The organism is Aestuarium zhoushanense (assembly GCF_056431045.1).
In genome coordinates this window covers 248,582-261,353 of the sequence record NZ_JBWKMA010000023.1, presented here as the reverse complement: position 1 = coordinate 261,353, position 12,772 = coordinate 248,582, and the positions used below count along the sequence as shown (strand labels likewise).

14 protein-coding genes and 1 tRNA gene are annotated in these 12,772 nt (G+C 48.1%); 8 read left to right on the top strand and 7 right to left on the bottom strand.

The window, feature by feature from the left end; all coding sequences use genetic code 11:
* Positions 1–7 precede the first annotated feature (7 nt).
* From AC07ED_RS12870 to AC07ED_RS12860, 3 genes are all read left to right on the top strand, one after another.
* The gene (locus AC07ED_RS12870; RefSeq protein ID WP_105234148.1) at positions 8–1,408 is read left to right on the top strand and encodes a sensor histidine kinase; all 1,401 of its coding nucleotides are present in this window, start codon (positions 8–10) and stop codon (positions 1,406–1,408) included.
* Between the two features lie 63 nt (positions 1,409–1,471).
* Positions 1,472–1,548 (top strand) — tRNA-Arg (locus AC07ED_RS12865).
* 142 nt (positions 1,549–1,690) lie between these two features.
* Positions 1,691–2,965, top strand: coding sequence for a DUF6538 domain-containing protein (locus tag AC07ED_RS12860; RefSeq protein WP_105234149.1), 1,275 nt, complete (start codon positions 1,691–1,693; stop codon positions 2,963–2,965).
* Here AC07ED_RS12860 and AC07ED_RS12855 read toward each other — a convergent pair.
* Positions 2,962–3,195 (bottom strand): hypothetical protein, encoded by a 234-nt coding sequence (locus AC07ED_RS12855; protein ID WP_105234150.1) that lies wholly within the window; start codon positions 3,193–3,195, stop codon positions 2,962–2,964. The genes AC07ED_RS12860 and AC07ED_RS12855 overlap by 4 nt on opposite strands.
* Positions 3,196–3,643: 448 nt before the next feature.
* Here AC07ED_RS12855 and AC07ED_RS12850 point away from each other — a divergent pair, with 448 nt between their 5' ends.
* The 3 genes from AC07ED_RS12850 (at position 3,644) to repC (ending at position 5,962) form a co-directional block, all read left to right on the top strand.
* Positions 3,644–4,042: an H-NS histone family protein gene (locus AC07ED_RS12850; RefSeq protein WP_105234151.1), complete on the top strand. Its 399-nt coding sequence runs from the start codon at positions 3,644–3,646 to the stop codon at positions 4,040–4,042.
* Between the two features lie 130 nt (positions 4,043–4,172).
* Positions 4,173–5,090, top strand: coding sequence for a helicase RepA family protein (locus tag AC07ED_RS12845; protein ID WP_105234152.1), 918 nt, complete (start codon positions 4,173–4,175; stop codon positions 5,088–5,090).
* Positions 5,084–5,962: a replication protein C, IncQ-type gene (repC, locus tag AC07ED_RS12840; protein ID WP_105234153.1), complete on the top strand. Its 879-nt coding sequence runs from the start codon at positions 5,084–5,086 to the stop codon at positions 5,960–5,962. The genes AC07ED_RS12845 and repC overlap by 7 nt, the downstream gene beginning before the upstream one ends.
* 295 nt (positions 5,963–6,257) lie before the next feature.
* Here repC and AC07ED_RS12835 read toward each other — a convergent pair whose 3' ends face one another.
* Positions 6,258–7,178, bottom strand: coding sequence for a DNA-primase RepB domain-containing protein (locus tag AC07ED_RS12835; protein ID WP_158664461.1), 921 nt, complete (start codon positions 7,176–7,178; stop codon positions 6,258–6,260).
* A gap of 122 nt (positions 7,179–7,300) precedes the next feature.
* Between AC07ED_RS12835 and AC07ED_RS12830 the strand changes: the two genes are divergently transcribed.
* Complete coding sequence (locus AC07ED_RS12830) at positions 7,301–8,167, top strand: hypothetical protein (protein ID WP_105234155.1); 867 nt, start codon at positions 7,301–7,303, stop codon at positions 8,165–8,167.
* 27 nt (positions 8,168–8,194) lie between these two features.
* Here AC07ED_RS12830 and AC07ED_RS12825 read toward each other — a convergent pair whose 3' ends face one another.
* Together AC07ED_RS12825 and AC07ED_RS12820 are read right to left on the bottom strand one after the other, a co-directional pair.
* On the bottom strand, positions 8,195–9,475 hold the full coding sequence (locus tag AC07ED_RS12825; protein ID WP_158664462.1) for a hypothetical protein: 1,281 nt from the start codon (positions 9,473–9,475) through the stop codon (positions 8,195–8,197).
* Entirely contained in the window at positions 9,472–9,807 is a 336-nt protein-coding gene (locus tag AC07ED_RS12820) for a plasmid mobilization protein (protein WP_158664463.1), read from the bottom strand. The genes AC07ED_RS12825 and AC07ED_RS12820 overlap by 4 nt, the downstream gene beginning before the upstream one ends.
* Before the next feature lie 222 nt (positions 9,808–10,029).
* Between AC07ED_RS12820 and AC07ED_RS12815 the strand changes: the two genes are divergently transcribed.
* Positions 10,030–10,755, top strand: coding sequence for a hypothetical protein (locus AC07ED_RS12815; RefSeq protein ID WP_105234160.1), 726 nt, complete (start codon positions 10,030–10,032; stop codon positions 10,753–10,755).
* A gap of 372 nt (positions 10,756–11,127) precedes the next feature.
* On the opposite strand, the gene AC07ED_RS12810 is transcribed toward AC07ED_RS12815, so the two are convergent.
* The 3 genes from AC07ED_RS12810 to AC07ED_RS12800 form a co-directional block, all read right to left on the bottom strand.
* The gene (locus tag AC07ED_RS12810) at positions 11,128–11,640 is read right to left on the bottom strand and encodes an SRPBCC family protein (RefSeq protein ID WP_105234161.1); all 513 of its coding nucleotides are present in this window, start codon (positions 11,638–11,640) and stop codon (positions 11,128–11,130) included.
* The gene (locus AC07ED_RS12805; RefSeq protein WP_105234162.1) at positions 11,633–11,977 is read right to left on the bottom strand and encodes an ArsR/SmtB family transcription factor; all 345 of its coding nucleotides are present in this window, start codon (positions 11,975–11,977) and stop codon (positions 11,633–11,635) included. Before AC07ED_RS12805 ends, AC07ED_RS12810 begins: the two co-directional genes overlap by 8 nt.
* A gap of 438 nt (positions 11,978–12,415) precedes the next feature.
* Positions 12,416–12,727, bottom strand: a complete 312-nt coding sequence (locus tag AC07ED_RS12800) for an ETC complex I subunit (RefSeq protein WP_105234163.1) — start codon at positions 12,725–12,727, stop codon at positions 12,416–12,418.
* Positions 12,728–12,772: the final 45 nt, after the last annotated feature.

The window sequence follows — 12,772 nt, the reverse complement described above, 5'->3', positions numbered from 1 at the left end:
AGGGGCAATGTTCAAAACGCTATCGGGGCGTTTTTTGATTCTGACCGTCATCTTTGTCATGTTGGCAGAGGTGTTCATTTTCGTGCCCTCTGTCGCGCGCTTCCGTCAGGATTACCTTTTGCTGCGCCTTGAGCGGGCGCAGATCGCGTCTTTGGCTCTTTTGGCAGACGATATGATTACGCCAGAGTTGGAGGCGGAGCTTCTCGACAATGCGGGCGTGTTTAACGTGGTGTTGCGGCGTGATGAGGTGCGGCAGCTTGCCTTGTCCTCGCCCATTCCGGGACAAGTCGAAGCGACTTACGATATGCGCGATCCTGGTGCGCTGGCCTTAATCCGTGACGCAATGTCAGCGCTGCTTTCGACGCATAACCCCGTTATCCGCGTGATCGGGAACCCAGTTCAGGATGGTGGCTTGCTCATCGAGGTCACGATGGAGCAGGGGCCGCTGCGCGTGGCGATGCTGGAATACGGTCTGAACGTGCTTCTCTTATCGGCTGTTATCTCGATTATCACCGCGCTCTTGCTGTTCTTTGCGGTGCAGGTGTTCTTGGTAAAGCCCATTCGCGGCGTGGTGCGCCACATGACGCTCTACGCAGAAGCACCCGAGGATGCCCGTAGGTTTATTGAACCTAGTGCTGGGGTGCTGGAGCTGCGAGAGGCCGAACAGGCGTTAAAAACGATGCAGGAACAGCTCACGGGCGCCCTCAAACAAAAAGATCGTCTGGCGCAGCTGGGCGAAGGTGTCGCGAAGGTGAGCCACGACCTGCGCAATATTTTGACCTCTGCTCAGCTGTTCACAGATCGGATCGAAGTTTCGAATGATCCTGCGGTTCAGCGACTCGCCCCGAAACTCGTGAACTCGATCACGCGAGCCGTGCATTTGTGTGAAAACACTTTGGCGTTCGGTCGGGCGGAAGAAGCGCCGCCAAAACTAACGCGTTTTGCACTGGCGGAAATTGTGGCGGACGTCATCGATAGTGAACGCCTCTCAGCTGGCGACTACGATTTGTCGTTCTCCGAGGACGTTGCTGCGTATCTGATGATCCGAGCGGACAGCGAACAGATATACCGCGTCCTTTCCAATCTGGTGCGGAATGCGAGGCAGGCCATTATGGCGACGGGGAAGGGGGGTGAGATCAACATACATGCCGCTGAGACCGAAGATAGCTGGCACATCACCGTCTCTGACACAGGGCCAGGGCTTCCTCCGCGTGCCAAAGACCACTTGTTCCAAGCCTTTCAGGGCGGCGCAACAAAGGGTGGTTCGGGGCTTGGCCTTGCGATTGCAGCCGAATTGGTGCGCGGCCACGGTGGAATTCTGCAATTGGCCGAGAGTGGTGCGAACGGAACATCCTTTGAAATGACCCTGCCAAAGGCCGAAATCAGACTTTCTACACCTGAAGCGTAAAAACTTTCATTTCGGCTCTTGCCAATACCAAACGGTGGGGATACATCGCCCCCACTCTGACGCGGACTGGTAGCTCAGTTGGATAGAGTACTTGACTACGAATCAAGGGGTCGGGGGTTCGAATCCTCCCCAGTCCGCCATTTAAATTTTATTATTGAAAAAAATAAAGAGTAAAATCAAACACTTACGTTGAATTGGGCGATTTTGAGCCGTCCTGAGTGTTATTGATCTCCAAAATTGCTACACTTTTTGCTACACATCCTGTCGTGGAGTGGAGCGCACATGAAACCTATCTTGCGAAACGGGACATACTACATCCGACGTCGTGTACCTGCGAGGTTTTCATCGGTCGAGGGGCGCAACGAAGTTTGGATTTCCCTTAAGACAGATTCGCAAAAGCTTGCGCAAGAGAAAGCCCAGCGTGTTTGGTTGGAACATCTGCGTGCTTGGGAAGCTCAATTGCTTGGTAATTCAGATGATGCTTTCGAGCGGCAGAAATCGGCTAAGCTGATCGCTCAAGGGGTGGGTTTTGACTATGTGCCAATTGATCAGGTCGCTCAGTTGTCCACCGAAGCAATTCTTGAACGAGTTGAGGCAGCTGTAAGTGCTATTGGGCCAAGGAACGAACAAACATTATCCGCCCTTCTTGGTGTCGAGCCTGTGCAGAATCTGAGGCTTTCAGAAGTCTTGGAAAAATTTTGGGAGAATTCCCAGGACTTGGTTTTGGGGAAAAGTGCTGACCAAGTTAGGCGTTGGAAAAATCCCCGGAAAAAAGCTTTTGCCAATTTTATCAGTGTTGTTGGCGATCTTCCTGTCGATGAGCTTACAAAGAGTCATTTTTTGCAGTTTCGAAAGTGGTGGCTAACTCGTATCGAGATGGAGGGCCTTACGCCAAATAGCGCAAATAAAGATTTGGTTCATCTTCAGTCAGTCTTAAAAAAGGTAAACGACCTATTAAACTTAAACCTTGTTCTGGAATTTGGCGGTCAAAAACTGAAGGAAAAACCAAAGGCGGATAGACCTCCGTTCACTGACGTTTGGATTGTGGAGAGGATCCTCAGGCCCGGTGCCCTAGATGGGTTAAATCCCGAAGCACGTGCAATCCTACTCGTGATGATCAATACTGGTTGTAGGCCAAGCGAAATCGCAGGCTTAAGCCCTGACGAAATTGTTCTGGATGGGCCAGTGCCCTACATCATGATCAGAAACAATATTCATCGACAGCTGAAGAGTGATCCTTCAAAGCGAGACATTCCATTGGTTGGCATTAGTCTGGAGGCAATGCGTCGCTTCCCTCAGGGTTTTGCCCATTATCGCGCAAAACCAAGCACTCTCTCGGCGACGGTAAACAAGTATCTGCGTGAAAATGGCCTTCTCGAAAGTCAAAAGCATGTGATGTATAGCCTGCGGCATAGTTTTGAAGATCGGATGCTTGATGCAGGCATTGATGACCGTATCCGGCGTGAATTGTTTGGTCATTCTTTGGGGCGTGAAAAGTACGGGGATGCTGGTGGAATTAATAAGAAGCACGAGCTCTTGTTGGAAATTGCACTTTAGTTGAAGTGACTTAGGTATGATTTCGAGCGTTCGAATGCTGCCAGTTCATTTTGCACTTGCATCAGGTCATTCTCTAATCTGATGAAGATCGGCAGAAGACGGTCATCTTCAGCTAGACCTTTGGCGACGTGATGCAATGCACTTATAATGCGCTTTTCTAAATTCTTCTTGTTTTGTTTTTGAGTAGGTAGTTTTGTTTTTACCTTTATGTAATCAAAGTTTGGTTCCATCCATATTTTAACTCCAATGCAGATCCTCCAAGTGGGTTTTCCGACTAGGTGTTATGTCTGGCATCGCACCATAACTGGAAGATACCAGTTCTAGTTTTCAGAAAGGTTAACGTTTTCTTAGTTTTGCGATGTTCCGAGTGGAAGAAGCTGAAATGTTTATTACCTATGTGATTAATGATTTTTGAAGAATCTCCAGAGATTGAAGATTGTTTGAGGCGACCGAATACCATCTGCCAGGGATTCATGTGCAGTCAGGCGCGGTTCCTGAGGCATCACACGAAACAGCAGAACACTTCTTAATGTGGGGGCTCAGTATGGGGGCCCGGTTTACATGGCGAGTACCTTGGCTCCATGTCTAGGGGAGTGCAGCTTGGTTTATCAGTTGATTAAAGGTAGTCTTGAAGGATATGTTTAAATCGATGCTAAAATTTAAGAAAGGTGAGGGTACATGACAAAAGATATTAGTGAAATGCAGCCCGATGAGCTGGCGAAGCACATCGAAGAAGCTAAAAAAGTTCTTGAAAAGAAAAAGGAAAGCGAGCTTGAAGTATTGGCAAATGAGATTTCTGCCGCAGTGAAAAAAAGTAGTTTCTCGCTAGAAGAAGTTGCAAGAAAACTTGGCTTGAAGTTGGTAGATGGCATTGCCGATGCTGGCAACACTCAAAAATCCAAAGCGCCTAACAAATATTTTAACCCTGACAATCAGAACGAGGGCTGGTCGGGCGTGGGTGCGCCCCCGAACTGGCTTAAAGACTATCTGCGAAACGTCAGAAAGCTTAATTACGAAAAGTTCAGCACCAAGCACCCGCTTATTGCCCCTGAGCTTGCAAAGCTTGAGAAAAAGTGATCTCCGATCTTATGTAAGTAATTAATAAATATAGTAAATAAAAATAAATAGAACTTAATAAACATTTATTATTGATTTATTAAATAAATATGATATAGATACGCCATAACTTTTATTATGGAGTATTTAAATGAGTTATAATTTTAGAAACTGGAGACTTGATGTCTCCCAAGCTTTTGATACTAAACCAAAGTCGCTAGATTTTGTGCTTCCGGGCTTACTGTCTGGCACAGTGGGCCTACTGGTGGCACCTGGTTCTGTAGGCAAATCTTTCCTGGCTCTTGAGTTCTGCATCTCGATTGCTGCAGGACGTGATGTCTTTGGGCTGTTTGCTGGGCAGGAGTTCAAAAAAGGGCCGGTCTGCTTCCTGTCGCTCGAAGACGGTGGGGCTGTGCTTCATCATCGGCTCTATGCTCTGCGTGAGTATTTGACAGAAGAAGACAAACTGAACATCGAGCAAAATTTTGATGTGTTCGATGCATCAGGCCGTGGCTTTTCGCTGACAATGGCTGACGGTGTGTTGCCCAGCATGGTTTTCCAAGAACTGGAATCATACTTGGATATTCGCAAGCCAGTCTTGCTGGTGATTGATACGCTCAACCGTGCCCTTGGTGGGCTGAACGAAAGCTGTTCAGCAGTAGCTTCCAAAGTGCTTCATCAGCTTGAGCAACTTAACCGAAAAGTAGGCTGCGCAACGCTCATCCTGCACCACGCAAACAAGAGCAGTGTCTTGAATGGTAACAGCACAGCACAGGGAATCCGTGGTAGCTCTGCGTGGTCAGATAACGCCAGATGGCAGGCCAATATGGCTGTGATGTCGGAGGCGGAACTCGCAAATTATGAAGTTGACCAAGACAATCGAAAATCATGGGTAAAGCTTGATCTCGTCAAATGTAATCACATTGCCAACACTACCGATATTTGGCTGACACGTGATGAAAACGGTGTGCTCACCGGTCAAGTGCCACCGAGATCGACAAATAGCGGTCGGACAAAAAAGCGCCTTAAGGGCGGTGATGACTCTGACGTGGGAGAAATCCCGTGGTAAGCCTGCCAGAGTTTGCGCTGGTGGATCCAGTCACCCTGAACACAGGTTTGTTTCGCTCCCTACCCAAGGGGGCGAGGCCTGTGCTGGGTGTTACAAAAGAACATAAAGATTTGGCTTATCGATATGCAGGGCATCACCTCGATGAAATTGGTCTTCGTGTCTTTCTAACCGTGTTGGGTTTGGCGGGCATGCAGAAGAAAACTGTGCCCAAAGAGGGTGGGTCAGACCGCATCCAACAACTTCGTCGGGGTACGGAACTGCAAGGCAGCGCTGAGCATGGGAAATGCTTGCTTTGGTTCGGGTCCGTACTCGACTTGGTTTCTGCATGCGGGTCTGCGAAGACCACCAGCAACAAGAAGACCGTGCTGGCACGCTTGCAGCAACTGTCAGAGATTTCGATCTCTGTGACTGAGCTAGAAACCGGAAAAACCGTAGCTTTTCAACGATTGCTAAATTTTGCTGTGGATCCTACCGGTAAGCAGATTGCTGTTCTGATTTCACCGCATGTCAGCAGCGGAGTTTTGGGCAAACAGTATGTGAAAATCGACCTGAAAAAGCTCAGGAGTATCGGTAGCGCAGCTGGACAGGTGCTGCATGCAGTTCTGTCTGCTCGCATAAGGCCTTCACAGAGCTTCCCTGTGACATATCGCTTGGCAACCCTGGCTGAGATAGCGTTTGGCCCGTCTGAAACGCTCACGGTGGCCAGAAAGCGCATGCAGATTGTCAGACAGGCAGTTCATGAGCTTGACCATGTTGGTTGGGCAGTTTTCGAAGACCTGACCGGTAACCGTGCAGTTTCAATCATGCACCTCGACAAGGTTGATCCAAACAAATGGATCGAAATCGAAGCAAGACGGGCGAAAGTAGCGTGATTTCGACATATCGTTCACGATGTCAGACATATCGTTCACGCTGAAACACTGACAAAACCCCGGAAAAGTCAATAAAAATTGGGGTTTTGATACACTTCCAAAAATCCGTACTAAGATATTTACTATGAATAACATCACTCTGAAGAGTGAGTGGGATTATTCTAACACGCTCCTCCCTCCTAGGAGGGGGGGATTGAACTGGTAATGTTTTCCCCTGGGGATTCTTGCTGTGGTTAGGTTTCCGGAAAACTTGTTTTGGTGATGTTTTTAGCCTCACGGCTATCTTGGGTCATCTTTAAGATTTACGGCGTTTCTGGAACTCAACAAAGGCTTTCTGAGCTGTGTAGAAAGCATACTGTTCCGCTCTTTCTGTGCTTCCCTTACGTTCCGAGATATCTGGTGAAAACTGCATGATGCCCTCAGTGACCTGGTTTACTTCAAACCCTACACGGAAAGCATGAAAGCAGAAGTGCCAGTCGATTTCAGATTGACTTGTCTTGCTGGAACTCTGCACGTTCGAATAAATCGAAAACAAGTCAAAGTTCGAAGTTTTCGAACATTTCTCGAAGTTCTGATTTCGAACCCGAACATTCTCGAACTGTGTCGATTTATCATTGTTCGAGATTTCAGTAATGTTGAGCGTTACAGGGTTCTCGTAAGCATGAACAAGCTTTGTGTAGATCTTCTGATGTGCATATGAAGACTTAACATTGCGGTAGCCAGCAAGGCGTCCGTTTTGAGTTGCACCGTGTGCTCCTGCATCCAGCCCATACTTTCGTGAGAGATATCTCTGGGCTTCGAGAATGTCGGATGCAGATAGCCTATCAGCCTCAAGCTGAACCCAGCCCTGCATGTTCTTCGGGGAGCTTTCAATCAGGATAGCTGGCACGCAGTTATCTGCTGTCATCTGCTGCAGTGTATGCTCTGAGATGTCATCGATGAAGACCAAAGGGGCATAGCTGCCATCTGCATGGGGTGCTGGCGCAATGAAGACATTGAAGCCTTCCATGTTACGTGCCCACCAAAATCCTAAGTGCTTCTCGACTTCATCCAGCGTCAAAATTTTTGGTGGCATGGTCTTTGTAGACTTGGGTTCACGCTTTGCATCAGCAGGTGTGGCACCAAACACAAGTTGTGTCTTGAAGTGACTTACACCAACTTTCTGCATTACTTTTAACTGCTTAACGGCTTTATCTTTATAAGTGTCTTTCTTCATGTTCTTGCTTTCCCTGTGGAAAAGCATATAGCAAACCTTTTTATAGATTTAAAGAATTATTTGTTGACTTTCTAAAAGTATTTAATTATTAGATTGCTCATTCATTAAGGAAAGGATTTAAGATGAATAATAGTAGCTATGAAAGACTTAGAGATGCTGAACGTATTGCTAAAAGGGCATACCGCAGATTCAAGAGCAAGCTATCCAAAGATGAACGTGCAGGATATAGTTTATTTGTTGATCTGGTTGCGGTCGTGAAAAACTCTGAACGGTTTCTTCTGCAGTCTCGAGTTTTAGAAGCAGGTCTGGAAGCTGACCCAAAGTTTGTCAGCATTTCTGCTCTTTATGAGAACTTAAAAGAACTTGATTTTGACGCTTGTGCGGCCCTTAACGCAAAATCTTTAGGGATTCCAAGTGTTGATGTTTTTATTCACTTTGTTCCAGAGGCCAAAAGTTTCCCGGTGGTGCGATTTTTTATCTTAGACCGGGACATTTTCACGGCTTCAATGACGAGCTCATTGTTCAAGAGCCTGATGTTTGATTTTTTCCGAAACCATAATGTTGCGGAAATTAAGGCGGATATGGTCACACTTCGGCACAATGCTACCACAGAGAAAGACCCAGATGGTCGCATTGAAAGCTTTGTGTCTTTGGCATATTTCGTATCGTCGGTTATTTTCGAAAAACCAACAACACAAGGTGAGCAACGTCACGCACGTATTTCAGACTGTGACTATGTAAGAGGACCAAACGGTCGCTACGAAGCGCACAACTATTACACGTACATTTGTGAGCATTCCGATGCTCAAGACTTTCGCAACTCTGTGCGGGAGAAGCGTCAAGCTCATGGCTTTACTGGGACGGGTGGCACCAAAGCATTTCACTATCGACAAGCGCACTGGCGTTACTATCGAGAGCTTGGCAAAGAAGTATTCGTAAGAGGCTTCTTCGCAGGACGAAAGAAGCCGGAAGTGAACGTTGTGAGATGAAAGAGGCGGGCATTGCCCGCCTCTTTCTTATGTTTGGTGGATTCCCAGATACCTGTTTTGCTCGGCCAGAATTCTCAGCAGTTCGGGATGGTCAAGAGGTGGGATAGAAAACACGAGGTTCACTGTATCCCTGTACCCTTGCACCACCCCACCAAAGTTCAAGCTGCCTTGGTTTTCATGACTTTTTCGAACTTGTCGGAGAAGTCTCGCATCGCTGTAGCGAGATGGAACACTGACTCTTTCGTCTTGAAGCTGTCGTCTGTGATTGTCTGAAGGAGTTCTTGATACTTGACCATATGATTGACGATTTCCCGATGCGTTTGCACGTGCGCTGTTTCCATTTCTGCTATCGCCTCGACTAATTTGTTGAAGGGATGCTCCTCGGGCGGCGTGTCGTCTGGGCTGTTTAAGTCTATCAGATTGTCTAAAATTCTGCTCAGCATCTCGCTGACCATTATCTTGAACTCTGCATCGTTCAGTTCTGTATTTTGTGATATGTTCGTTGATGTATTCATGATTTAAATCCTTATTTTTGAATAATTTTCTAAGGTCAGCAATAATCTGACCATCTTTCTCGATGATGAGCACGTTGCGTGTGTCGCCTAATCGGACGGTCACTTCGTGCTCTTCTTCGATGTGTGCCAGAGCTTCTGCCAGCTGCAGGGGGTCTGAAATATCTCGCATTTGGTAGTAGATCCCCGGCAGGTCTATTTTCATGCGCTCTGCTCTTCTGAGCTGCTTGCTGCTGAATGCAGCTAAAGCTGGTGACCCATTAGTGAGGTCACGCAAGGCATCTGCTTCTGCAAGATAGCCGTTTTCTTCGAGATGCTTCACAACTGCTTTGTTGTGCTTACCTTTCGTCAGCGGATGCCCAAATTCGAGCTCACAAAGACGGGCGATTTTCTCGTTCTTGAGATACATCATCTGCTGATTGAGCTGATGTCCGGCTGTCGTGCTCTCATTGATGACCAGGTGATAGTGGGGCGCATCATGTACGTCATCATGGCGGCGCTTGTTATGCTGTATCAGCAAGTAATCGTCACCAATGCCCCCCTCAGGGTCCAGCTCATCAAAAATTAGGGCCAGAACAAAATTCAGCTGTTCAGGTGACAGTGTAAACTGTGGACTGATGACGATGTGCCTGTTTCCGTATTTGCGGTTGTTCATGCGGGCGATGATGTCGCCATCTCCTGGGATGCTGTCGTTGCCATGCAGCACGGTAACGAGGTCGTTGTCATCTTCGTTCGTGATGTGTGCCAGCAAGCTGCCAGAACCGCCAACCTGCACCCTGGTTTGCTTCAGGATCACAGCTTTACTGCCTTCGCTATGTAGTCACGCACAGCTTGAATGTTCTGCTGAATACGCTGAAAATCTTTTTCAGGCAGGTGCGCTGTCATAGGGCTCAAATTGTATGCTCGTGCAATCTGATTGACGTTTGAGCCAATCTTACCGAGTTCGCCCAACATTGCCGCCAAGGCTTTCCTATCAGGAAACTTATGGGCTGCTTCTGGGCCTATCATGGTAAAGCGGGCATAGTCAGTGAATGAAAGGCCGTGTTCGTCTTTTCGCTGACGGATTTCTTCATATTCTTCTTCCGTGACTCTTATCTTTATATCTCTTAGCTTTTTCTTATCTTCCATATTCTTCTCCAATTTATTTTTAAAAGGGGTTTGCGGGACTTCCCCAACAGGCTTCATGAAACATCATCATGGATGATGGGTGTGAAATGAACGGCTTGCTTAAATACTGCCATTCATGGGGTGGTCGTATTTTGCCTTTCCGAGACCTTTAACTTTTTTGAAATCTACCCCCACTAAATGACTTTGTAAGAACTGGTTAAAATTAAGTTAAAGGATAAATTTATGGAGACAAAAGTAATGACAAATGTTTTGCATGCACTGGGAGGTTATGACGCTGATGAGCTAGATAACGAATTCTTCAATCAAGAAGTGCCTGAAAGAAATTGTTGGGATGATGATGAGGAGGATGAAGAAGTGTTGGATCTTCCTCATTTTCCGGAAAGAGGTCGTAAATCGCAGTCAGATGATGACATTGAAATTCTGATGTTACGACCTGGTCGTAATCAGACTGAAAACATCATGGACGTAAATTCACAGAATACGACCACTGAAGCTGAGGGCGCTTTACGACCATCAGAGGAAAATAGCTCTGCTGAACAGAAAGATGTGGATGCAGTGGATCAGTTTCTGAGAAGTCTGAATCTGGATGAAGATGATGACGACTACTTTGGCTATGATGATGAAGAAGATCCTCTGATGTTCCAGCTTTCAAGGCTCGATGAATACGGATATTTTGAGGATGGCCCATTTCAAGAAAACCGAACACTTGAGCTCATCGATCTACTTGTTCGACTTGCTCTGTCATATGCGTCCAAACATGGGCCTGTTGATCAGGATGAATTCAAGAGGCTTTACTATCGTATCGACTTCTTGAAGTTCAGCATGTTCAACGAAGTGACGCCAGACGACCTGCTGGGGTTCAAGTTCTTATCCGGGCTGATTTCTTATGAGGAATATGACGAGAGGCTGAAGGATTGGGAAAGACTTCAGGACGATGCCGAAGTCTGACTTCATTTTCCGATGTCGCTTTCAGTAATTTCTTGTTCTTTTTTTGTTAAGCGTTCGCGCAAACTTACTTGAAAGTAGTTGTTATCCCCAAGAGACTGTCTTTCGACTTTTATCCATTACAACGTCGTGGCCTTTGTCGCGCGGACTACAGCAGTTCTTTATGGTCGCTGATGATACCTCCCACCAAAGTAGGAAACGGCCCATTGCTGCCGTTCATTGGTCCGTCCAGTGCTGCGGTGCAGCTTCACCAAACCGGCCATTCGTATATCGTGTAGCATTTTGTAGGCTGAAACGCCGGTCTGCGGACAAAGAAGCCGTTCATGACCTGCTTTGAATGCTGATTTCATAATCCGACCAGGGAGTTCCCCGGCATCAGGACGTGGCGGCGGTGCTTTTCTTTGCAACGAACGCTGCGAATTTGTCCCAGGTTTGCGCCCCGTATTCGACGGCACCAAATCCAATGACGATAGCGCGACGTTCAGCCGAGGGGTGCATCTGACGCAGAGTGACTGCCGTCTTGCCATTGGCCTGCTGGTCGAAAGTCACCAGCATGCGAAAGGCGTCAGGATCGTTTTCTACATCACTCCCGTGGATGAATTCTATCATCCTGGACGGCTCGATCCGCAGAAACTCCATGCGATTTGGGAAGACAGTTCCGTCCGGCGCTGTCATGTCGAACCGCCAAACCCCACCAACGCGGATATCGATCTCATGGGTTTGCGTTTCAAAGCCGCTCGGTCCGAACCACTGAACAATTTGTGCAGGATCGATCCAGGCGCGGAACGCAGTCTCGCAATCCGCATCGACGACGCGGGCCATCACGACTTCCCTTTCCAATTGCAGTGCGGTCCACGGCGAGTCGATTTCATGCTTTTTGTCAGTCATCGGGATTTTCAGCCTTCATGTTTTTTAGGTGTGCCTCGTAGCGATCCATGCGGCGCTCCCATTGCTGGCGATAGGTGGCCATCCAGTCTTCGGCAGCCTTCAAAGCCAGAGGGTTGAGAGAGCAGATACGGCTGCGGCCTTCGCGTTTGGAGACAATCAAACCCGCACTTTCCAAGACGCCGAGGTGCTGCGTGAAGGACGGCAGGGCCATCCCGAAAGGTTTCGCCAATTGCGAGACTGCCGTTGGGCCATTGCTCAACGCTTGGACCACGGCGCGCCGCGTTGGATCGGCAAGTGCGCTGAAAGTCGTTTCGATATGGGAATCATTGTTAGGCATGTACCTAACTTAGGCTGGCACCTTACTTAGGTCAATACCTAATGAATGTCCTCGCGCTTACCGAATGCGGTCATCTGATCAAAGCAGAATTCGGGAGGTAAGGGCTCGAAGCGGACTACGAATGCGTCGTAGCAAAACGCCCGATCTCAGGATTCTAAATGTCGGCTTTCACCGCCGACCTTTAGCTGGCTCGCTATCGCAGCGAATGTCCGGTTTCCGCCCAAAATGTAAAAGGCGCGTTCTGATCCATCGCATATTTCAAGCGATTTCTAGGTTATTGCCTGTCGACCTGACGTGGTGATGGCATCAAATCGGCCATTTCTCATCCATAATCAACATATAGAAAAGGCGCCCAGTGGGCGCCTACATTTTGTGTTGAGAAAGTCGTCGCGAAATCTTTGCCCCGAAACCGAGACAACTTTGCCCCGATTTACAAACTCAGTGGGTCCAGACGGTGCGGCGGTTGGTGGCGAAGTTGTCGCCGTAGCCGCCGGGGCGCACGTTGGGTTTGCGGGTCTTGGGGTCTTGGACGATGGCGTCGATGCCATGCGCCTGAGCGTAGTCAATTGCCGCTTCTTTGGAGTCGAATTTCAGTTTGACTTGCGCTTGCGTGTCACCCGACGAGGTCCAGCCCATCAGCGGGTCAACTTCGCGTGCCGACGCCGGAGCGTATTCCAAAACCCATTGCTTCATCTTGGCGGTGCCAGACGACATTGCAGTTTTTGCTGGGCGGTAGATTCGTGCGCGCATCGGTATGCCTCCAAATTCCTTGGCTCCTTATCGTGAAAAACGCGG

Coding starts and splice junctions, on each gene's coding strand:
- AC07ED_RS12870 (WP_105234148.1), top strand. CDS start 8: ATGTTCAAAACGCTATCGGGGCGTTTTTTGATTCTGACCGTCATCTTT.
- AC07ED_RS12860 (WP_105234149.1), top strand. CDS start 1,691: ATGAAACCTATCTTGCGAAACGGGACATACTACATCCGACGTCGTGTA.
- AC07ED_RS12855 (WP_105234150.1), bottom strand. CDS start 3,195: ATGGAACCAAACTTTGATTACATAAAGGTAAAAACAAAACTACCTACT.
- AC07ED_RS12850 (WP_105234151.1), top strand. CDS start 3,644: ATGACAAAAGATATTAGTGAAATGCAGCCCGATGAGCTGGCGAAGCAC.
- AC07ED_RS12845 (WP_105234152.1), top strand. CDS start 4,173: ATGAGTTATAATTTTAGAAACTGGAGACTTGATGTCTCCCAAGCTTTT.
- AC07ED_RS12835 (WP_158664461.1), bottom strand. CDS start 7,178: ATGAAGAAAGACACTTATAAAGATAAAGCCGTTAAGCAGTTAAAAGTA.
- AC07ED_RS12830 (WP_105234155.1), top strand. CDS start 7,301: ATGAATAATAGTAGCTATGAAAGACTTAGAGATGCTGAACGTATTGCT.
- AC07ED_RS12820 (WP_158664463.1), bottom strand. CDS start 9,807: ATGGAAGATAAGAAAAAGCTAAGAGATATAAAGATAAGAGTCACGGAA.
- AC07ED_RS12815 (WP_105234160.1), top strand. CDS start 10,030: ATGGAGACAAAAGTAATGACAAATGTTTTGCATGCACTGGGAGGTTAT.
- AC07ED_RS12810 (WP_105234161.1), bottom strand. CDS start 11,640: ATGACTGACAAAAAGCATGAAATCGACTCGCCGTGGACCGCACTGCAA.
- AC07ED_RS12805 (WP_105234162.1), bottom strand. CDS start 11,977: ATGCCTAACAATGATTCCCATATCGAAACGACTTTCAGCGCACTTGCC.
- AC07ED_RS12800 (WP_105234163.1), bottom strand. CDS start 12,727: ATGCGCGCACGAATCTACCGCCCAGCAAAAACTGCAATGTCGTCTGGC.